Origin of the sequence: Parabacteroides sp. CT06, from assembly GCF_002257605.1 — a bacterium.
Lineage (GTDB): Bacteria > Bacteroidota > Bacteroidia > Bacteroidales > Tannerellaceae > Parabacteroides > Parabacteroides distasonis.
In genome coordinates, this window is sequence record NZ_CP022754.1 from 3,959,799 (window position 1) to 3,982,062 (window position 22,264).

General features: G+C 52.5%; 16 protein-coding genes and 1 riboswitch. Of the genes, 7 read left to right on the forward strand and 9 right to left on the reverse strand.

Going from position 1 to position 22,264, the window contains the following annotated elements; genetic code table 11:
* Window positions 1-9: 9 nt before the first annotated feature.
* Both CI960_RS17630 and gltX read right to left on the reverse strand, forming a co-directional pair.
* Complete coding sequence (locus CI960_RS17630) at window positions 10-1,245, reverse strand: 3-deoxy-D-manno-octulosonic acid transferase (protein ID WP_008773682.1); 1,236 nt, start codon at window positions 1,243-1,245, stop codon at window positions 10-12.
* Between the two features lie 2 nt (window positions 1,246-1,247).
* Complete coding sequence (gene gltX / locus CI960_RS17635) at window positions 1,248-2,765, reverse strand: glutamate--tRNA ligase (protein ID WP_005854152.1); 1,518 nt, start codon at window positions 2,763-2,765, stop codon at window positions 1,248-1,250.
* Window positions 2,766-2,860: 95 nt separating this feature from the next.
* Between gltX and CI960_RS17640 the strand changes: the two genes are divergently transcribed.
* The 4 genes from CI960_RS17640 (at window position 2,861) to CI960_RS17655 (ending at window position 9,805) form a co-directional block, all read left to right on the forward strand.
* On the forward strand, window positions 2,861-4,900 hold the full coding sequence (locus CI960_RS17640) for an HD family phosphohydrolase (protein ID WP_005854150.1): 2,040 nt from the start codon (window positions 2,861-2,863) through the stop codon (window positions 4,898-4,900).
* A gap of 9 nt (window positions 4,901-4,909) precedes the next feature.
* Window positions 4,910-6,088 (forward strand): helix-turn-helix domain-containing protein, encoded by a 1,179-nt coding sequence (locus CI960_RS17645; RefSeq protein ID WP_005854148.1) that lies wholly within the window; start codon window positions 4,910-4,912, stop codon window positions 6,086-6,088.
* Between the two features lie 105 nt (window positions 6,089-6,193).
* Window positions 6,194-6,955 carry a DUF4469 domain-containing protein gene (locus tag CI960_RS17650; protein ID WP_005854146.1) on the forward strand — a complete coding sequence of 254 codons (762 nt, stop codon included), beginning with the start codon at window positions 6,194-6,196 and terminating at the stop codon, window positions 6,953-6,955.
* A gap of 135 nt (window positions 6,956-7,090) precedes the next feature.
* On the forward strand, window positions 7,091-9,805 hold the full coding sequence (locus CI960_RS17655; protein WP_094582516.1) for a hypothetical protein: 2,715 nt from the start codon (window positions 7,091-7,093) through the stop codon (window positions 9,803-9,805).
* A 366-nt stretch (window positions 9,806-10,171) separates the two neighbouring features.
* On the opposite strand, the gene CI960_RS23725 is transcribed toward CI960_RS17655, so the two are convergent.
* Window positions 10,172-10,468, reverse strand: a complete 297-nt coding sequence (locus tag CI960_RS23725; RefSeq protein WP_227211126.1) for a hypothetical protein — start codon at window positions 10,466-10,468, stop codon at window positions 10,172-10,174.
* On the opposite strand from CI960_RS23725, the gene CI960_RS17660 reads away from it, so the two are divergent.
* The 3 genes from CI960_RS17660 (at window position 10,427) to CI960_RS17670 (ending at window position 12,914) form a co-directional block, all read left to right on the forward strand.
* Window positions 10,427-11,989 (forward strand): T9SS C-terminal target domain-containing protein, encoded by a 1,563-nt coding sequence (locus tag CI960_RS17660; protein ID WP_232305150.1) that lies wholly within the window; start codon window positions 10,427-10,429, stop codon window positions 11,987-11,989. The two genes, CI960_RS23725 and CI960_RS17660, sit on opposite strands and share 42 nt — an antisense overlap.
* A gap of 342 nt (window positions 11,990-12,331) precedes the next feature.
* Entirely contained in the window at window positions 12,332-12,583 is a 252-nt protein-coding gene (locus tag CI960_RS17665) for a hypothetical protein (protein ID WP_005854139.1), read from the forward strand.
* The gene (locus CI960_RS17670) at window positions 12,573-12,914 is read left to right on the forward strand and encodes a type II toxin-antitoxin system RelE/ParE family toxin (RefSeq protein WP_008779978.1); all 342 of its coding nucleotides are present in this window, start codon (window positions 12,573-12,575) and stop codon (window positions 12,912-12,914) included. The genes CI960_RS17665 and CI960_RS17670 overlap by 11 nt, the downstream gene beginning before the upstream one ends.
* Window positions 12,915-12,929: 15 nt before the next feature.
* Here CI960_RS17670 and CI960_RS17675 read toward each other — a convergent pair whose 3' ends face one another.
* From CI960_RS17675 to mutA, 6 genes are all read right to left on the reverse strand, one after another.
* A complete protein-coding gene (locus CI960_RS17675; protein WP_005854135.1) occupies window positions 12,930-13,433 on the reverse strand; it encodes a low molecular weight protein-tyrosine-phosphatase in 504 nt (167 codons plus the stop codon).
* Between the two features lie 34 nt (window positions 13,434-13,467).
* Complete coding sequence (priA, locus tag CI960_RS17680) at window positions 13,468-15,930, reverse strand: primosomal protein N' (protein WP_005854132.1); 2,463 nt, start codon at window positions 15,928-15,930, stop codon at window positions 13,468-13,470.
* 87 nt (window positions 15,931-16,017) lie between these two features.
* The gene (locus tag CI960_RS17685; RefSeq protein ID WP_005854130.1) at window positions 16,018-16,626 is read right to left on the reverse strand and encodes a porin family protein; all 609 of its coding nucleotides are present in this window, start codon (window positions 16,624-16,626) and stop codon (window positions 16,018-16,020) included.
* Between the two features lie 291 nt (window positions 16,627-16,917).
* Window positions 16,918-17,121: riboswitch (cobalamin riboswitch) on the reverse strand.
* 19 nt (window positions 17,122-17,140) lie between these two features.
* Window positions 17,141-17,995, reverse strand: coding sequence for a type II pantothenate kinase (gene coaW, locus CI960_RS17690; RefSeq protein WP_005854128.1), 855 nt, complete (start codon window positions 17,993-17,995; stop codon window positions 17,141-17,143).
* Between the two features lie 129 nt (window positions 17,996-18,124).
* Window positions 18,125-20,272: a methylmalonyl-CoA mutase gene (gene scpA, locus CI960_RS17695; protein WP_005854126.1), complete on the reverse strand. Its 2,148-nt coding sequence runs from the start codon at window positions 20,270-20,272 to the stop codon at window positions 18,125-18,127.
* A 12-nt stretch (window positions 20,273-20,284) separates the two neighbouring features.
* Window positions 20,285-22,144 carry a methylmalonyl-CoA mutase small subunit gene (gene mutA, locus CI960_RS17700; RefSeq protein WP_005854124.1) on the reverse strand — a complete coding sequence of 620 codons (1,860 nt, stop codon included), beginning with the start codon at window positions 22,142-22,144 and terminating at the stop codon, window positions 20,285-20,287.
* Between the last annotated feature and the right edge of the window lie 120 nt (window positions 22,145-22,264).

Genomic DNA, 22,264 nt, shown 5'->3' on the forward strand with positions numbered 1-22,264 from the left:
CTTTATCTATTAACGGATATGGATTTGTCGCAAGATTTGATCCGTCGCTCCTACACTGTTTTTCACAAAATCACCGGCAGCTTGCCCGGAGGTTTCCAAGGCTGTCGGGTCGGTCAATAACTCGTCCATCTTCGTTCGGAAAGAGGAATCGTCTGTGATGGAGAAACCACCACCTACGGCGATCAGATCCTTCGCCTCCTTAAACTTATGGTATCTCGGGCCGAATAAGACCGGCATCCCATAAACGGCGGCTTCCAACGTGTTGTGGATACCCGCTCCGAAACCACCACCGATATAAGCGATCTGTCCATAGCGATAAATGGAAGATAAGAGTCCGAAACTGTCGATGATCAAGCAATCCTTATCGGCCAGATCATCCTCATGCGCCTCCGATAGACGGACGGACGGACGTTTTAGCATCGCCTCGATAGAAAGGAGATGTTCCCGGTGAATCTCATGCGGGGCGATAATCAACTTCATCTCCGGATGCTCATGGAAATAAGGGATAAAGATCGCCTCGTCTTGAGGCCATGAACTGCCGGCCACCATCACGATCGGCCTCTTACCTTCCTTGCTTTCCAAGAAACGTTCGATAAACGGAAGCTCACGAGCTTGCTTCCGGACATCCAACACCCGATCAAAACGGGTATCGCCGGTCACCGTCACATTCGTGATGCCGAACTCGTTCAAGAGTTTCATCGAACGCTCGTCCTGAACAAAAAGATGATTAAAATAAGATAGCATCTTCCGGTACGGCTTTCCGAACCATTGGAAAAATAGCTGGTCGGGGCGAAATATAGCGGAAATGATATAAACCGGTATTCCCCGCTTCCGCAACTCACGCAAATAGTTCCCCCAAAACTCGTACTTGATAAATATGGCGATCGCCGGATTCGCCAGATTCAGGAACTTCTTCACCCGGAAAGGCGTATCAAAAGGAAGGTAGCAGATCACGTCCGCTCCCTTGTAATTCTTCCGTACCTCATAGCCAGATGGAGAAAAGAAAGTCAGCAGCACCTTATACTCCGGATGTTCCGCCTTGATCTTCTCGATCATAGGACGCCCTTGCTCGAACTCGCCCAGCGAGGAGGCATGGAACCAGATGTATTTAGCGTTCCGGTCGATCTTCTCACGAAGTATGGAATTTGTTTTCCATTGCCCGAATCGCATCAGTCTCGCCTTTTTATGGAAAGGCGAGATCAAAGCGACTACAAAAGCGTAGAGATGTATTGCTAAACTGTACATGATTATTTTAATATCTCGATAGCCCGTTGGATACGGCGGATAGACTCCTCTTTACCTAAAGCCTCGGTAATATCAAAGATGCCGGGGCCCTTGCCCTCGCCAACCAAGGCCAGACGGGCGGCGTTCATGATATTCCCCAAATGATATCCCTTGCTCTCGATCCAAGCCTTGCACTCGTTCTCGGTACCTTCTACGTCGAACGGCTCACGGGCACGCAGTTGCTCGATAAACTCCCCCAATTGAACAGCCGAATCTTCCTTCCAGCGTTTCTTGCGAGTCTTCTCATCGTACTCCGTCGGGGCGATAAAGAAGAAAGAGCAAAGATCCCATAACTCACTCACGAAATTGACACGGCCTTTCATCATGCCGACTACTTTCTCTACATAAGCATGGGTAGTCTGGATACCGTGGCTTTCCACGATCGGCAAGAATAGGTCAGCGATCTCCGTATTACTCTTCTCCAGCAAATAGTGGTGGTTAAACCATCTGCCTTTCTCATAATCAAACTTAGCGCCGCTCTTGCTGCAACGAGACAGGTCGAACAAACGGATCAAATCATCCATGCTCATCACCTCTTGGTCATTACCCGGGTTCCAGCCCAGCAAAGCGAGGAAGTTTACGACAGCCTCGGGGAAGTAGCCACTCTCACGATAGCCCGATGAAACATCACCCGTCTTCGGATCGTGCCATTCCAAGGGGAATACAGGGAAGCCCAGACGATCGCCGTCACGCTTGCTCAACTTACCGTTACCTTCCGGTTTCAACAGCAACGACAGATGGGCGAAACTAGGCATCGTATCTTCCCAACCGAAGAAACGATATAATAATACGTGAAGCGGCGCGCTCGGCAACCACTCCTCACCACGGATCACATGGGTAACCTCCATCAAATGGTCGTCAACGATATTCGCCAAGTGGTAAGTAGGCAATTGGTCGGCCGATTTATATAATACCTTATCATCCAAGATAGAGGAGTTGATAACGACCTCGCCACGGATCAAGTCGTTCACGTGGATATCCTCATTCGGCTCGATCTTGGCACGAACTACGTACTGATGACCTGACTCGATCAGGCTCTGAACCTCTTCCGGAGAAAGCGTCAACGAGTTGCGCATTTGCGAACGGGTAGAGGCGTCGTATTGGAAATTGGCGATCTCCTTCCGTTTCTCCTCCAACTCGGCAGGCGTATCGAACGCTATATAAGCATGGCCATCGTTCAGCAATTGATCGACATACTTCTTGTAGATCTCACGACGCTCGCTCTGGCGATACGGGCCGTAGTTGCCGCCGAAGCTCACGCCCTCGTCGAACTTGATACCTAGCCAAGTCAAGGCCTCGATGATATAGTCTTCCGCCCCGGGAACGAAGCGTTGGGAATCCGTATCCTCGATACGGAGAATCATATCACCGCCATTCTGTTTAGCGAATAAATAGTTGTATAAAGCCGTGCGGACACCTCCGATATGCAGCGCCCCCGTAGGACTAGGTGCGAAGCGTACTCTTACTTTTCTTTGAGTCATAATACTTACATTCTATAATAATGCGGCAAAAGTACGCCTTTTTTTCCGCTTAGTGAAGTTTTTTACGTATATTTCGGACGCAAAAAGGAATCTATATGAAACAGAAGAATTACAATATACCGACCGTGGTCTACTTCGTGGTGACCGCGTTACTTATCGCCTACTTCTTCCCTCGGGAGGGAAAATTCCGTTATCAGTTCTATGAGGGCAAGCCTTGGAGATATGGATTACTCACCGCCCCGAGCGATTTCCCGATCTACAAGACCGACGACGAGGTAAAAGCGGAGAAAGACAGCGTACTCCGTAAGTTCGAGCCTTATTACCGCATGAACCCCGACATCCAGAAGCAAGAGGTCGAGAAACTGCGTGCCAACTACAATAACGGCAATAACTTGCGAAGCAAAGTATCCCCCGCTTACATGCAGTATATAGAGAGCAGCCTGATCAACTTATACAAGAACGGTATCATCTCGTCGCAGGATCTGGACGAGCTACGGAAAGAGGAATACTCCCGTGTCAACCTCTTGGAGAACGCCGTCGCGCAGCCTCGCTACGTGAGCGACTTCTTCACCGTGCGCACCGCCTACGAGTTCATTATCAACAACTGCCCGCCGCGGCTGGACAAATCGATCCTGCAATCGTGTGACATCAATAACTACCTCACCGAGAACATATCCTATGCCGCCGACATGTCCGACAAGATCAAGGAGGATATGCTACAGAGCGTATCTATCGCTAACGGTATGGTACAAGCCGGAGAGCGTATCGTAGACCGGGGCGAGATCATCGACAACCATACCTACAACGTGCTCCGTTCCCTAAAGGCCATACACGAGGCCAAGACGGGGGGCACGCAGACACAAGGCATCATACTGGCCGGGCAATTCGTGCTCGTCTTCGGACTGATGTTCTGTTTCTGGCTCTACCTATGGTCTTTCCGCTTGAAGATATTCCATAACCGGAAGAACGTACTATTCTTGATCCTCTGCATATTCGTGAGCTGCATCCTTACGGAACTATGTGCTACCTACGCGTTATTCAACGTATATATATTGCCGTTCGCCATCGTACCGATCGTGGTACGTACCTTCTTCGACTCCCGGACGGCGCTTTTCACGCACCTTATCATCGTGCTGATCTGCTCGTTGATGGTACCTTTCCCGCATGAGTTCCTGTTGTTGCAAATCGTGGCGGGTATGGTAGTGACGTTCAGCTTGAAGGAGTTGAGCGAACGTTCGCAACTGATCCGTTGCGCCGTCTTCATCTTCATCTCCTACGCCGCCTGCTACCTCAGTCTCACGTTGTATCAAGAGGCGAACTTAAACAAGATCAACTGGATGATGATGCTTTATTTCGGTATCAACTTCATCCTGCTGATGTTCACCTACGTATTGGTATATATGTTGGAGAAGACGTTCGGATACGTGTCCAGCATCACGCTGGTGGAACTGTCCAACATCAACAACCCGATCTTGAAGAAGCTTAGCGAGACTTGCCCGGGCACGTTCCAGCACTCCTTGCAGGTATCCATCCTCGCTTCCGAGGCGGCCGCCAAGATCGGCGCCAACGCCCAACTGGTACGTACCGGCGCCCTTTATCACGACATCGGGAAGATGAGCAACCCCGTCTTCTTCACCGAGAACCAATCGAGCGTGAACCCGCATAACCAGTTATCGTTCGACCAAAGCGCGCAGATCATCATCAGCCACGTCACCGAGGGCGTGAAGATCGCCGAGAAGGCCCTGTTACCCAAGGCGGTTATCAGCTTCATCCGTACGCACCACGGACGTGGCAAGGCGAAGTATTTTTACAACTCTTTCAAGAACCAATACCCGGACAAGCCGATTAACGACGAGCTATTCACCTACCCCGGCCCGAATCCCTTCTCGAAGGAGACCGCCGTACTGATGATGGCCGATTCCGTGGAAGCCGCCTCCCGCAGCTTGAAGGAACATACCGAAGAGAGTATCAGCGCCTTGGTGAACAAGATCATCGACGGGCAGATCGCCGACGGCTTGCTAAAGAGCGCTCCCCTGACCTTCAAGGACGTGGAGACCATAAAGAGCGTATTCGTAGACAAACTGAAAACCATGTTCCATACCCGAATCAGCTATCCGGACTTGAAAAAACAATAGCGAACCAACATGAACGACCACCTACTCTACTTAGCCTCGACAGGGATCGTAGCCTTTACCTGCCTTCTGGTCAGCGGACTGCTGTTGTCGCTGAAGACCTTGCGGGAAAGCACGATCCCCAAGTACCGGACGGCCTGCAAGTATCTCGCCTTGGCCTCGGCATTGGTAGGCATAGGGCATATCTTCATCTTGTCTTCCGGCACGGACGAGCGAACCATCATGGAGTTGTTCTACTTCCCCATCCTGCTAATCAGCGCCTCGCAAGCGTTGCTGTTCACGTTCCTGCTCACCCTCTTATTCAGGGGAAAGAACGTGACCCGGAGGAATATCCTCCTCCACGCCATGCCTACGATCGCGCTTACCGTAGCCTACACGATCGCTTGTCTCTTCCGGGAGGATGTCCATACGTATCGTTTCGACGTATGGTGGGATAATATTGGGAACCCGCCCCTGCTGATACGTACGCTCACGTGCCTCGTATACCTTGTCCAGCTAGGGGGCTATACGCATTTTTTCTTCCGGGAGCGGGCGATCTATCTAGGTAACCTGAAACAGATACCCCAATCACCCGAGCGACTGGAATTGCGCTGGGTAACCCGTGCCTTCCTATGGGCGCTGGGTATCGGCATCGCCGCCGTGAGCCTCTGTTTCTTCCCGAATAATTACTATAACACGGCGGTCAACTTCGTGTTCGCCCTCTTCTACGCCTCGGTATCGATCCACTACGCCAACTACCATTACACGTACGACCAACTATACCTACGGCTCAACCTCGCCCCGCAAGCCGACGCCGATACCGATCCCAACCGGATGGACCTAGAGGATCTTATCGGCGGGTTGCTGGAAATCGAGGAGGACGAGTTGTTCCAGCAAGCGCAAAACTATATGGCCAGCTCCTCACCCTTCCTCAACCCGAATTTCAGCCGGCAAGACCTGGTACGTGCCCTCGGTACCAACGAGAAGTATCTCTCCACCTCCATCAAGGACAAGCTGAACATCACGCTCAAGGAATACATCGACCGCTACCGGGTGAACCACGCCCGTACCGAGCTGTTGATGCCGGGCGACAGCCGGAGCATGGAAGAGATCGCTGTCGGCGCGGGCTTCACCAGCTCCCGCACCTTCTCGCGTATCTTCCAGAAAATACTGGGAGTCACCCCCGCCCAATACCGGCGGCAGGCGCAATAATGAGCATTTTTCCGAGATCTGTCCTCTTTTTTCCCGGATTTGTCCTCTCATTCTTACCCCGAACCCCGTTCTTTGCTGGCAGTAATCACTTAATAAAGGAATACCATGGCAGAACAAATCATTCTCAACACAGACTTGTACGATAACCTGCTCACCGAGCGCAAGGGCGACTACACCGCCAAGCCGCACATCACCGGGACATTGTATAACACGGACATCGCCGCCCGCATCGTGGCCGCGCGTACCGAGTACCAACACGGCACGATCCTCAACATCCTCGACATGGCCGACAGCCATAAGGTGCAGGCCATCGCCGAGGGCAAGAGCGTGGTGGACGGCGTGGGCCAATACCTCGTCAACGTGCAGGGGGCCTTCGAGGGCGAGAAGGCGCAGTTCGAACCCGGGAAGCACGCCCTCGGCATCACCTACACCATGGGCAAGCTCTTGCGCGAGACCCTCAAGCTGGTGAAGGTGGTGGTGAACGGCGTGGCGGCCGTAGGTCCGGTGATCAATACCGTGACCGACTCCACCTCCAAGGCCATCAACGGGCAGCTCAGCTCCGGCGGAGCCCTCGTGCTGGGCGGCGTAAACCTGAAGATACAGGGTGATGATCCCTCCATCGGTGTCTACCTCACCCCCACCACCGAAGGGGCCGCGCCGATGAAGGCACCCGTGGTGATCGCCAACTCGCCCTCGCAGGTGATCGTGCAGATGCCGACGCTGGCCGACGGGCAGTACACCGTGAGCCTCACCACGCAATACAGCGGAAGCCGTAACGTAAAAGAGCCCCGCACCTACACCTTCCCCATCATCCTTATCGTAGGAGAAGGCGGTGGGGGCGACAGCGAGAGTCCGGACGAGATCTGAGGACAACGTTGTCCGGCATGTCCGGACAACGGCTGCCAAGCATCGAGGACAACGGCTGCCAAGCCTGCCGGACAGGGGCTACCGGACCTGCCGGAAAAAACAACCGATTTATAAACCCTATTATACACATAGAACATGAGAACATCATTACATGACATCCACCTACCGGCAAGGCGAATATTCGCCTTGCTGATCAGTGTCGCGACACTGATCGCCACCCTCCCGACAGCGGCCCGCGCGCAAGCGGAACCTCCCGGGGCACTCGACCTTGCCACCCTGCCGGGCACCCTGAACAATAACTGGTACATCAACCTCGCGTACCTAAACGGCACGTGGGTGTACAAAGTAGGGGCATCCGACACGCAGGCCCCGACCACCGGCACCCCCTTCAACGGTACCATCACCGGCACGATGCCCGAGGTAGGCCGGCAGTTCGTCATACACCCCTCCACCGATTCCGACAGCGTACTCACCTCCGCCGATCCCGACAGCGGCAACCCACCGGCGCTGACGCTGAAAGACGCCGTCATAACCTCAAGTTTCAACCAGCTCTTCTATATCAAGGCCGGCGCGGAACCGACCCTCCGGATCGAGGGGGAGAACCGGATCGAGATCATGAGCGACCTCATCTATAACTTAGGCACGCTCACCCTGACCGTAGCCGATGCGCAGGAGATAAGCCAAGGTATCCTAAACGGATCTCCCGCGGGCACGGGTACGCTCACGGTCTATGCCCAAGCGCCGCTCAGCATCGGCGCCATCTCCAACTTCCAGAATGCCCGGATGCATCTGGACGGAGAGATACATGTCATCAGTAAAACAGGTGGCTCAGCCTTTAAAAACGACAATACCTCGCCGGACGCGATCACGTTCGGGGATAACGCACGGATCCACCTGCAAGCGAACGCGCTCTGCACCTATGTAAGCGGCTTTATCGAACTGGATTTCGATACCGCCCCGACCGATGGCCGGACGCTGTCCGTCACCCCGGCAGGCGACGACGAGCCGGCGGCCACCTTCGCGACCGACGGGACCTGCTGGGGTTACGCCTTCCTCGCCGCGGCCGATACGCGGTATACCGCCTCCCTCGACGGCGAGCGGCTATATGCCGGCAGGCGTTACAGCGGGTCTTCCTATAAAGACGGAGACTACCCCTTCTTCCGGACAGACGGGGCATACTGCCGATACTCCGGCGCCACCGCCACCTGCCCCACCCCGCGGCCGCTCGACCTTTCCAAGGACTACGGCTACGGCAGCACCCGCACCGGCATCGACCTCTTCTTCGCCCCCGCGGACGGATGGTACTGCGACGAGAAGATGTTCGACGGGACGGTGACGACAAGCAACAGCTCATTCTACGGCATCACCATCCCCGCCACCATCCATGCCGAGGGCGAGGCTACGCTTACGCTGGACAAGGTAGATTTCCAGCCCCCGACGGGCACGGCCCTCACGGTAGCGAGCGGGACGGTGAGGCTCCAAAACAACACCCACAGCCCCCGCCTGTCCGGAACCCACGCGCTCCGGGTAGAGACGGGAGCCACCTGCCTCATCCCGACGCCCGCCGACCCGGATAACACCTTGGCGCTGACAGCCGCCGAGCAGGCCATCCACCCCGAAGGCGGCGGCACCGTGAAGGGCCTTGTCCAACTCACATGGCCGGAATCTCCGTCTGGCTACATCTACCTCAAACCGGCGGAACCGACGGAGAATCCGAATGGTCTGACCTTCAATCTTACAGGCATGAAGAGCATAGCCACGAACTACCCGCTCTCCTTCTACCTAGAGAATCAGTCGACGAGCTTGAAACAGGAAGGCTACCGCTCCGACGACCCGGAGCAAACCTACCTCAGCACCTTCCCCGCCGCCCATCCCGACGGGCTGACAAGCTACACGGGATTGCGCGAAGTCCCGCCCGTCTGGATCGTGATCGACAAGGAGACGGCCTTCGACGCGAGCATGCCGGGCCAATGGCTGCGCGTCACCGAGAAGGGTGTCCTTACGGTAGGGAAGACAGAAGAAAATGGAGTATTTCCACAGGTGAATGATCTCGAGCTGCTGGACGGCGGGCAGATCCGGTTCGCCGATGACGGCGTGCTAGGACTCGTAGCGGCCCGCTTCACCCACCTCTTCCCCAACCGCAACCAATGGCGGGCTACCACGCTAGCGTCCGATGCTGCCGACAAATTGGCCGGCGACGCGGGAACCCCCTGCTACGTGCGTACCGGATATCCCGACGCCACAGACCAGACTTGGCAGTCGGTGGATCCCGACAACCTGTCTATGCAGCTCGCCGCGGGTGACCCCGTGCTGATCGCCGGCGAAGGCCCGGAGACAGACACGCTGCGCCTCAATTACGGCAATACCTACCTCTTCAAGGACAGCCCCGACTCCCCCGTCGAGCCCACCAGCCCCGCCGAGCCGCTCAACACGGGCGTGTTCCTCTTCAAGGGTAATCAAGCCTCGTACAATGTGGAGATGCGCAATATCTACGTCCTCAGCGACGACGGCAGCCGCTTCGAGCTGAAGGACCGGGTTACCCTGCGACCCTTTGAGAGCTATGTCGTGGCCAACGCCGCCACCCAAGCCATGCTGAAGAGCCTCCGCCTGGACGGTATCGTCACGGGTACGGAGCTGGCCGAGATCCCGGCGGACAACAGCTTCTGCGCATGGGCCGCCGACGGACGTTTGCACCTTAGCGCCGACCATGCCGAGAAGGTGGCCGTATACCATGTCAGCGGGACCTTGAAATGCTATCTACCGCTCTTGCGCGGCGAGACGACGATCGCCCTTCCTTCCGGCATCTATCTCGTCCGCCAAGGCGGTACCGCAATCAAGGTCGTCCTGTAGAGCATACATTATATTATATACACTAAAACAGATACAAATATGAGAACATTCAGATATATCCTATCCTTGCTAGCCGCTACGCTCGCCCTGCTGGCGCAGCCGGCGATGGCGCAAGCCCCGGAGACGAGCACGAAGGCGCAACCTTCCGACCCAGTCTTCCCATACCTCCTCACCATCCAGCAACCCGCCGAGGGAGCGACGCTGGACGTAATGATCATGAACGCCGCCGGCACGTACACCGCCGTATCCTCCGGCCAGACCGTCTACAACGGGACCAAGGTAGACCTCTTCTTCGCCCCGCAGGAAGGCTACCGACTGACGGAAGGCTCCATCACCTACAACGGCAACGCTACGACCGCGGAGCCCCTAGCACCGAACGACAAGGGCTACACCGCACAGCGTAGCTTCACGATGCCCGCCCAGCCGGTGACGGTTACCGCCGAGGCCGAGCTTATCCGCTACACGATCACCTACGATCCGGCCGGCGGCACCCTCCCGCAGGGCAGCCCCACCCAATATACCATAGTATCGGACGATCTCACCCTCCCTACGCCGACGCACGCCAATACCTACCTCTCCTTCGAGGGCTGGAAAGACGCCGGCGGGAATACGGTAACGACCGTGGCGAAAGGCTCCACCGGCGATCTCTCCCTCACCGCCCAATGGAAAGAGAGCGAGCTGGTAGAGGCGGTAGGACGGCCGGCCGAGACCCGGATCGTCACCACCATCATGACCGCCGATGAGATACTGGCCGGTCTTGCCGCTACATGGCCCAAGCTCACCTTCACCACCGACAGGGGTGCCGCGATAGAGAGCCCGATCTCGTGGAAACTGAAAGACGGCGTAACCCTCGACCTCACGCCCGGCAAGAAGAACCCCTTCATCTGGACAGCCACACCGCTGCCCGACGGCGTGAAAGACAATGGGTACGTGATGTCCGGTACCACGCAGGTCTACCTCGAAGCTCCCCCTATCACACCGGAAGACAACGGCGAGATCACGATAACGGCCGAGAACAAGTTCCAGCAAGACGGTGGTACCGACAACTACTTCAACGGAGAGATCAACGGTGAGGAGGGCAAGACCATAAACAAACTCACCCTCACCCCTCCCGCCGATACCGATATGACAATAAAGCTCAACGGGATAACCTCCGCGACCACCCTCATCAACGGGACCGGGAAGACCAACCTCACCTTGAGCGGCACGAACAGTCTGGGTGCGGTCACGATCGAGCCCGGCAACGAATTGACGCTCACCCCCGGCGAGAATGCCGGCGACCTTGTCAACACCGCGGTCACCAACAAGGGCCATTTCACGGATCTTACCGCACGAGTGCCCACCGTGACACTCCCCGGCAACATCACCCTCGAACGGATAGACCCGGCGGCAAGTACCCCGATACCATCCACTGACAGCTACGCGGAGCTTAAGGCCGGCATAACCGCCCCCGAAGGCACCGCCATGGATTTGACGTATCTATGGCAGATTTTCAACGCACAGGCCGGCACATGGTCTACCGCCCCGGACGACTCGCAGCTGCGCAACGCCTCGAATACCTACAGGACGAGAACCGTAGGCCAGTATCGTTGCCTAGTTACCGCCACCGTAACCGGAGACGGCGGCACGACCACGACCACGACGTTCGCCACGGCCCCGGCTGCCGTAACGCCTTACGTTCCTCCCGTAACGCCCCCCACGCCACAGCCCACAACCTATACCGTAACCCTCCCCGCCTTGGTAGGAGCCTCCACCACCCCGGCAGCCGGAGCGCATACGGTTACCGAAGGCGACGGTTTCTCCTTCATCCTCACCTTGGACGCAGACTACGACCAGTCCGTCCCTGTAGTGACCGTGAACGGTAACGCCCTCATTCCCGACGCAAACGGCAAGTACACGATCACCGATATTTCCGCCAACCTGACCGTGGCGATCACCGGTATCGTGAGAAATACCACGACCGGTATCGAGCAAGTGGAAAACGCTACCTTGATCCGTGCCGAGAGCGGAGCCTTGCTGATCCGTACGCCAGTCTCCGTGACAGCGCAGGTGATCGCCCTCACCGGAAACGTAGTCCGCACGGTACGGCTTCCCGCCGGAGACAGTCGTGTAGATGGCTTGGCTAGCGATATCTATATCGTCCGCCTATCCAATGAGATAACGAAGAAAGTGATAATCCGATAGGCAAGGTTTCACGAGTGAGAGCGGCGATGACAGCCGCTCTCACAAAAAGAGGTTGCTAGAATGCCCATTGTTAGGTTCTTATAGTCGCAGTTATAAGCATCTTACAATGGGCATTCTAGTAACCTTACGATAGGCATCGTAATCAGGATAGGATAAAAGAGGTCGTTTTTAGCGTTCCAATAAGTCCAAGACCAGCCCGAAGCCTTCGGCGCCGCTATAATAAGGATCCGGGACGGGAATAGAATAAAGACAGTCACAAGAATAAACTACCGAAGCATTGTCTAACTGATTCTATTTCGTATATTTGCCATTGAAAACCAGAGACAAAAGAAGGATAAAGATATGACAGCATTAGAACTCAACGCAGAATTATTCCGCCAACTCAGTATCATCGCCGAAGATGAGACCTTGATGCGTAAAGCCGTAGAAGCCATCCGCCGTCTTGCGCAGCAAAAGGAAGCACAGACTGAAGAGACTGAATATATTAGTAAGGAAGAGGTACTGGAGGGAATAGATGCCGGACTGAAAGACATGATAGCCGGCAGAACACGGCCAGCGAATGAGTTATTAGAGGAGTTACGTCATGAATTATAGAATAAAAACAACCAAATCTTTCGATAAAGAAATCAAGCGGCTTGGTAAACACTACGCATCCATCGCAAATGACTATGCCGCACTCCTTGATGAACTGGCACAAAATCCCCGACTCGGTATCGACCTTGGAAGTGGTCTCCGCAAAATTCGTATGCAGATCACCTCCAAAGGAAAGGGTAAAAGTGGTGGCGCAAGGGTCATCACTTTTACTGTTATTGTATCGATGGAAGAAAGCGAAATTAATCTCCTTTATATCTATGATAAAGCGGATCGTCCCTCCATCAGCACACACGAAATAGAGAGACTGCTTCATAAAAACGGATTAAGGTAGCCTATCAGAGTAAACTCACAGGATACGATCCTTACAATATTCCAACAACCCGGCGCAAGCATCTTCCAATAGATCCAAGACCAACTCGAAACCTTCGGCACCGCTATAATAAGGATCCGGGACGTGATCGTACAACTTATTCCGGGAGAACTCAGTCATCTGATGGATCTTAGCGACGGATTCCAGATCGGGAGCCATCCGTTTCAAGTCCGTTATATTTTGGTCGTCCATGCCGATAATCAAATCGAAGTCATGAAAGTCCCACTGACGTACCGGACGGGAGATCGAATCCAACGAATATCCCCTACGGGCCGCATGCGCCCGCATCCGTGAATCCGCCCGGTCTCCCTCATGATACCCGGTGATCCCGGCGGAATCGATCTCGATCCGATCTCCCAATCCCGCATCCTTCACCAACTTCTTCATTACCGCCTCCGCTGACGGAGAGCGACATATATTCCCCAAGCACACAAACAACAACCGTACCTTCTCCTCCTTCATCACTAAGCTCCTTTCCATCAATTTTCAATTCTCAATTCTCCATTTTCAATTCTCAAGCCGGGTCTACATCATAATGAACCAGCAACTGCTTAAACGGCACATATCCCTGCATCTCCGTATGAATCCCCTCCAATATCTCACGAAGCGGAGCGATCCCGGCGGATATCTCGATCTTCAAGACGATCTTCTTGATATGAAGCGTCTGTACCCGGGTGATAGGCGGCGTAACCGGCCCCAACACCCGCTCACCTAAACGAGCACGAAGTTTCTCGGCGTATAAAGCAGACATTTCCTGCAAAGCCTCCTCATTCCGACTCCGAAGGATCAAGACGATCAAACGGTAGTAAGGCGGGTAACGGAACATACTACGCTCGCTCAATTGCAAGCTCACCATTTCCTTATAAGCAAAATGCTGCACCATACGGATCAAGGGATGCTCCGGCTGGGTAGTCTGCAAGATCACCGTACCCCGCTTATCCCGTCGTCCGGCACGTCCGCTAACCTGTACCATCAATTGATAAGCCCGCTCGTGCGCCCGGAAGTCTGGGAAATTCATCAGGCTATCGGCGCTCAAGATTCCGACCACGCTGACATTCCCGAAATCCAATCCCTTCGACAACATCTGGGTACCAATCAAGATTTGTGTCTTCCCCTTCTCGAAATCCGAGATGATCCGCTCGTAAGCCGTGCGGGTACGGGCCGTATCGAAATCCAGCCGCTCCACCTTCACCGCAGGGAATTGCCCAGCGATCTCCTCCTCTACCTTCTCTGTACCGAAACCTTGCATCTTGAACTCCGTCCCCTTACACTCGGGACATACCTGCGGCAAGCGGTAAGTATAACCGCAATAATGGCAAACCAGCTGATTATGCGCCTTGTGGTAGGTAAGGCTAACGTCGCAATTCACGCAATGAGGCACCCATCCGCACCCCCGACACTCGATCATCGGGGCGAATCCCCGGCGGTTCTGGAACAAGATCGCTTGCTCACCCCGGGATAAAGCCTCCCGCACCTTCTCCACCAACAGAGGGGAGAAAAGGGTATCTTTCATGATCTTCTTGCGCTTTAGCTCCTTCACGTCCACCGTAATAATCTCCGGCATCAAGCAATCACCGTAGCGGGTGGATAGCTCGACCAGACCGTATTTCCCCGCCGTAGCGTTGAAATAAGAGTCGATGGAAGGGGTGGCGGAACCCAATAAGGTCTTACCACCGTGCATACCCGCCAAGACGATGGCAGCGTTACGGGCATGGTAACGGGGTGCCGGGTCTTGCTGCTTATACGTATTCTCATGCTCCTCGTCCACGATAATCAAGCCCAAGTCCTTAAACGGAAGGAAGAGGGAAGAACGGACCCCCAATACCAGCATAGGCTCGTCGCTATGCAGCAGCTTGTTCCAGACCTCCACCCGCTCGTTGTCCGAGAACTTAGAGTGGTAGACCAATAGCTTATCCCCGAATAATTTCGCCAGCCGTTCCGTGATCTGGGTCGTGATAGCGATCTCCGGCAACATATATAAAACCTGCCGCCCCAGCCGCAAGACCTCATGGATCAAACGGACGTATATCTCGGTCTTACCACTGGAAGTCACGCCATGAAGCAAGCAAACCTCCTTCGTCTTGAAAGCCTCATGGATCTCTCCGTAGGCTTTCTCTTGCGCCGGACTGAGCGGATTCGGCTCTTGCAAGCGGCAGACGGATACTTGTAAACGACCCACCTCTTTCTCGTAACTCTCCAAGATACCCCGTTTCAGCAGACCCTCCAATACCGCAGAGGTATAACCACTGCGTTCCAATAGCTCTTTCTTGGAAAGCTCCTTCGATAAAGCGGGATTCAAGGTATGGCTTAAATCCAAGAAGCTGACCAACAGAAGCTCTTGCTTCTTCGCCCTTTTCAATTCTTCGAACACCGCCTGCAATTTCGTCTCATCCCAGTAAGCTTCGGCCAAACGGATAAACGCCTGTGTCTTGGGAACGAATCCTCGCTTTAGCTCCTCGCTCACCTCGACCGCCCCTTTCACCATCAAGGAAGAGACGATCGGGACAACATTTCGGAGACCGGTCTTCTTCTCCAACTCCGAGATCGTCAATTTCAAAACCCCGCTAAAGGCATCCAGTACCGCTTGCTCGTTCGGGCGCAAGGGGGCGGTAGCCTCGAAATCCTCATTATAAGTAACCGCCGTCTCGCTTTCCAACTTTAAGCCGGAAGGCAAGGCCGCCTTATACACGTCGCCCAGCTTACATATATAATAAGAAGATATCCATTTCCAGAAACGGAGTTGCGGACGGCGGAGCACCGGAGTGGCATCCAGCAAAGCGTAGATCTCCTTCGTCTCAAAATCGGATACCGGTTCCCGGTCGTGTACCTCCATGACGATGGCCGTATAATATCGTTTCTTCCCGAAATGCACGATCACCCGGCAACCGGGAGTCACGGCTCTTTCCAGATCTTCGGGTATCCGATAGGTATAGCTATTCTCCAAAGGAAGGGGAAGTATGACGTCCGCATATTTCATTCAAACAGGTGTTTCATTACGAGCCCAAAAATAACAAAAAAGGCCGGACTTCTAAAGCCCAGCCTCTCTCATTTTATTTTCACCTATTTAGAACAAGATCGCTGCCGTGATAGACCATCCACGATTCTTTCCGGCACCGTCGGAGAGGTTCACCTTCTCAATGCTATAGTTATCAGTCAGTCCCAGACCATAATTGAAACCCACCTGCAAGTGGCTGATCAACTCCACGCCGGCACCGAAGTTAAGGCCTGCGCTGAAATTCTTCGCCTTCACCTGATCCGCTACGGAACCCGGGATATCCCAAAATTTATCACCGCCTACACGGAAACCGATATACGGACCGGCTGCCAGATACGCTTTGACGATCGGTAAGCCGAATTTCCATTTCAAGTTGACCGGAACATCGATATAATCCGTCTTCATCGAAGTCTTAACCCCGCCAACCGAAGTCGTCTCCAAACCTTTTTGCGAATACAACACGGCCGCATCGATCCCGACACCCACCAACGGCAAAGTCGTCTCGATCATCGGCCCCACTTGGAAGCCGGTTACGTTATCCGCTTTCAACACGTCCGAGTTGAAATGGACAGACGATATATTCACACCTCCCTTGATACCGAATTTAAGCTGAGCGTTCGCCGGAAGCGCCATCAACGCTAACAAGGCAACCATAAGAAATCCCACGATTTTCTTCATATTCATACTTCTTTTGTTAATTACTCGTTGCAAATAAACGCACTTTTCTAATAATAAACAAATATTCTCTATAGAGTGTTCACGGAATACCCCTGTCCTTTAAACTCAAAGAAAGCATGCATCTTACATACGGAGCTCATCCCGTCGGTCAGATTCATGCTTCTTTCCCTAATTATTATGGCAAAATAATTATCCGAAACCATGAGACGACTTGATAAGAAAACCTTGGATAAAGAATAGTAAAAACCGGATACGGTTCTTGCGTTCTCTTCCGGCCTTTCCTCGAAGCCGTCGAAAATATACACGCCTTGCAGGTCTTCTGACTTACTTCCGGTCTTAAGCGCCTTCCCATTCACTTGAATGAACAGTGGCAACAGTATTGCTCAACCCGTTTATGAAGCTTACAGCAGCGGGACTGTCCGGGATTCTCACCCGATTCCCTTTTAATCCCTATCCGGCGATTGCCGAAAGGGAACAAAGCATGTAGCAAAGATACATAAAGTTTTGATGTAGCCTAACACTTTCCACAAAAAATATCCCTATATTCCCGGTTCCTGATATAACATAAAGCCGCCCCGATAGCCGTGCGATACTCGGCATACTCCGGTATCTTGAAATGGACATCGCACATCTCCTCCAGACGGGGGAAAATATCCGGGCATTGCGGCAAGCGAGTCAGGTTACCGATCAACACGATATTCTTGATATCGCCATTTAACGAGGCGAAAACAGCTCCTTGCCCGATAGTCTGCAAGACCATATGAACGATACCGAGAGCGATATCCTCAACCTTAGCGTTCGCATCCGCTTTTCCAAAAATAGAGGCTGTCACGTCTAGCGGCAGGCCGGGTAGCGGATGCGGCGTAATATCCCGGATATGCAAGTCGATATCATTCAGGGAACCATGCTCAGCCAAAGACGCTATTTGGTGAAAGTCATGCGTTTTCAATAATAGCTTAGACAAGCCGAGGATGGTTCCGCCACCGATACCCAATCCCCCGATATGCTCGACCGTGGAGCCTTGTACCTTGACAAAAGAGGTACCCGTTCCCATGCTGACCACCAACAGGCTATCCAGTCCCGTATTATACTGCGCCCCTAGCCCATTTGCGAGGAACTCATCCGTCTTCGCGGTTGGTAAGCCATATAAAGGTTGATCGATATAGGCGCTACCTACACCCGTCAAGATCACTTTCTCTATATTCGAGAGTGAGATGTTATTATCATAAATATATTTACCGAAGGCCCCGAATAAAGAGGTTACCGGATCGGTAGCTTTCACGAACATCGGGTTCTTGATCTTCTTATCCTCCACACCGACGATCTTGGTCGTGCTACCTCCCACGTCTATACCTATAACGATTCCCATGATTCTTTCCCTTTTTAATTGAATAATCGCTACAAAAGTACATAAACCCGTATACAATACTAAAAAAGGCCGGACAAAATCAATTGTCCAGCCTCTCTTTATTAAAAAACCGCAAGGTTTAAACGCTATTTATTCGCCTAACAAGATTTCTAGGATCTGGCAAGCTGCCTTCGATACGGAAGTACCCGGGCCAAAGATAGCGGCAACGCCAGCCTTATACAAGAAGTCATAGTCTTGAGCCGGGATTACACCACCAGCGATAACGATGATATCCTCACGACCTAATTTCTTCAACTCCTCGATAACCTGCGGAACCAACGTCTTATGACCAGCGGCCAAAGAAGAAACGCCCATTACGTGAACATCGTTCTCTACAGCTTGACGGGCAGCCTCGGCCGGAGTCTGGAACAACGGTCCCATATCTACGTCGAACCCACAGTCAGCATAACCGGTAGCAACAACCTTAGCGCCACGGTCATGTCCGTCCTGACCCATCTTAGCGATCATGATACGAGGCTGACGGCCCTCTTTCTTAGCGAATTGCTCGCAAAGCTCGCAAGCTTTCTGGAAGTCTGCGTCTTTCTTAGTTTCTGATGAATACACGCCTGAAATAGTTCTAATGATTGCTTTATAACGACCTACAACCACCTCGCAAGCATCGGAGATCTCTCCCAATGACGCACGCAAGCCGGCAGCCTTAACAGCCAACTCTAATAAATTGCCCTTCTTCGTCTTCACGCACTCCGTGATATCAGCCAAAGCTTTTTGAACAGCGGCTTCGTCACGGTTAGCACGCAACTCCTTCAAAGCGGCGATCTGCTCGTTACGTACGGCTGTATTATCAATCTCAAGGATATCGATCGGATCTTCCTTCGGCAAACGATATTTGTTAACACCAACGATGGTCTGAACACCAGAGTCGATACGAGCCTGTGTACGAGCGGCCGCTTCCTCAATACGCATCTTAGGAAGACCTGTCTCGATGGCTTTCGCCATACCACCCATGCTCTCGATCTCTTGGATCAACGCCCAACCTTTATGTACCAATTCATTCGTCAAAGACTCTACATAGTAAGAACCAGCCCACGGGTCGATTTCCTTACAGATCTTAGTCTCTTCCTGAATGTAAATCTGTGTATTACGAGCGATACGAGCGGAGAAATCGGTCGGCAAAGCGATCGCCTCATCCAATGCGTTCGTATGCAAAGATTGTGTATGTCCTAATGTAGCGGCCATAGCCTCGATACAAGTACGTCCTACGTTATTGAACGGATCTTGCTCGGTCAATGACCAACCGGAAGTCTGGCTATGTGTACGCAATGCCAATGATTTCGGGTTCTTAGCGCCGAAGCTCTTCACGATCTTCGCCCACAACATACGAGCCGCACGCATCTTGGCGATCTCCATGAAGTGATTTACACCGATAGCCCAGAAGAATGACAAACGGGGAGCGAACGCATCCACATCGATACCGGCGTTGATACCGGCACGAAGATATTCCATACCGTCGCACAACGTATAAGCCATCTCGATATCAGCCGTAGCACCAGCCTCCTGCATATGATAACCGGAGATAGAGATAGAGTTGAACTTCGGCATCTTCTGAGAGGTATACTCGAAGATATCAGCGATAATCTTCATGGAGAACTCAGGCGGGTAAATATAGGTATTACGTACCATGAACTCTTTCAATATATCGTTCTGGATCGTACCGGCCATTTCCTCCAACTTAGCACCTTGCTCCAAACCTGCGTTGATATAGAATGCCAATACCGGAAGCACACCACCATTCATGGTCATGGAAACAGACATCTTGTTCAAAGGAATACCATCGAACAACACTTTCATGTTCTCCAAGGAACAGATAGATACACCCGCTTTACCTACATCACCAACCACACGTTCGTTGTCGGCATCGTAACCACGGTGAGTCGGAAGGTCGAACGCAACGGACAAACCTTTCTGACCGGAAGCCAAGTTACGGCGATAGAAAGCGTTAGACTCCTCAGCGGTAGAGAAACCCGCGTACTGACGGATTGTCCAAGGACGCATAGCGTACATACCGCTGTACGGGCCACGTAGATAAGGAGGCAGACCGGAAGCATAGTTCAAGTGCTCCATACCCTCCAAGTCTTCTTTTGTATATACAGGTTTCACCTCGATATGCTCGGGTGTTTTCCAATTGGGCTCGATACCATTGGCTTTTGCCCATTCGGCAGCGTTTGTAGCTGCGAATCCGGCATTCTTTATATCTATGTTTTTAAAATTTGGTCTCATAATTGTTTATACTTAAGCGATTCCTAATTTAGCGTTGAATGCTTTCAATGTCTCAAGCACATTGCTCTTTACATTTACGAACTGGTCGATACCTTGAGCCTTCAAGTCGTCCGCGCAAGCAGGAGCTCCGGCTACAACGAATTCGGCACGTCCGGCCAAAGCCTTGTAAGCAGCAGGAGCGAATTCAGCATACTCGTCATCACTAGAGCAAAGAACCACTATCTCAGCACCCGCCTTGACTGCAGCCTCAACACCAGCCTCAACCGTATCAAAGCCTAAGTTATCAATTATCTTATATCCGGCACAAGCGAAGAAGTTAGCGGAGAACTGTGAACGAGCCAAACGCATCGCCAAGTTACCGATCGTCAACATGAATACCTTCGGAGTCTTGCCACTCTTCTCTGTCGCCATACGCAAAGCCTCGAATTCGGAAGCGCCGCGAGAGAAATCAAGAGCCGGGATCGTTGCCTCGCCGCAATGACCACCGCCACAACAGCAAGAACCTTTTTCCTGAATCTTATCGGCAGCTACTTCCGTGAAGTTAGGATACTGGTTAGAACCCAACAGTATCTCACGACGGGTAGCAACCGCTTTCTTACGAGCTACATTCGAAGCGTTAACGGCATTTTGGATCTCACCTGCGTTCACGGCAACGGAGAATCCTCCTTTTTCCTCAACCTCCAAGAACAACTTCCAAGCGACATCGGCCAAGGAATTCGTCAATACCTCTACATAATAAGAACCAGCAGACGGGTCAACGACCTTATCCAAGTGGCACTCTTCCTTCAATAATAATTGTTGGTTACGTGCGATACGCTCGGAGAAATCGTCCGGAGTCTGGTAAATCTTATCAAACGGGCGAACCGTGATAGAGTCTACGCCAGCAAGAGCGGCAGACATAGCCTCAGTTTGAGAACGAAGCAAGTTTACGTGAGCATCGTAAACCGTCATGTTCCACTCTGAAGTCTGTGCGTGAGCAACCATCTTGCAAGCGCATTCGCAGGCCGGCTTATAAGCGGCTACGATCTCGGCCCACAACCAACGAGCCGCACGGAACTTAGCGATTTCCATGAAGTAGTTAGAGCTGATACCAAAATTGAATTTGATTTTCTTGGCAACCTCGTCAGCGGTGAAACCAGCCTCGGTTAGTTTTGCCATCAATTCGTTACCCCAAGCCAAGGCGTAACCTAATTCCTGAGAAATGTAAGCGCCAGCATTGTTGAAAAGGAACGCATTTACAGCCAATACACGGTAGTTAGGCAAAGCCTGTCCAGCTTTGAGCACAGCTGCGGCACCTTCTACCCACTCACTGTTTTCTTTACCTTTTACTAAAGGTTTCTTGAAAGCGTCATAGTTTACAGAACCGTAGCACTTCTCTGCGTCGACACCCTTGCCTTTGAAGTAGTCAGCCAAGATACCGATCAACTTCTCCGCTTTGCAGTTGCAAATGTTGAAGTTCAATTCTACGGAAGCCGGACAAATACCCTCTAATAAAGTAGTTATGTTCTCCTCGTTCACCTCATCACCTTTGATGATGAACCCAAGAGAAGTAACACCTTTCGTCAAAAGGTCTAGTGCTTTCTCGTTAGCACCCTTGAAGCAGCAAACTTCAATGTTCTGGCGTACCTTCCAATCGTTGTCTTTCTTCGTTCCACGAACATAAGGGAATTCACCGGGAAGAGACTCTGTAGTCTTTAAACCCTCGATGTCTTCTGCACGATAGAAAGGATTTACATTAAATCCTTCGCCTGTCTTCCAAACAAGCTTTTTCTCAAACGGTACCCCTTTCAGGTCGGCCGTTATCTTCGCCATCCACTCTTCAGTAGACACAGGAGCGAATTCTGAGAAAAGTTTTTCTTTAAGTTCTGCCATAATATTAGTTGTTTATTAAACTGGTATTAGTAATGTTCAATACTATTTTGTTCAATTACAGATGGCAAAGGTAGAATAAATAAACAGTACCGACAATGAAAAAACAATGAAATCGCAACT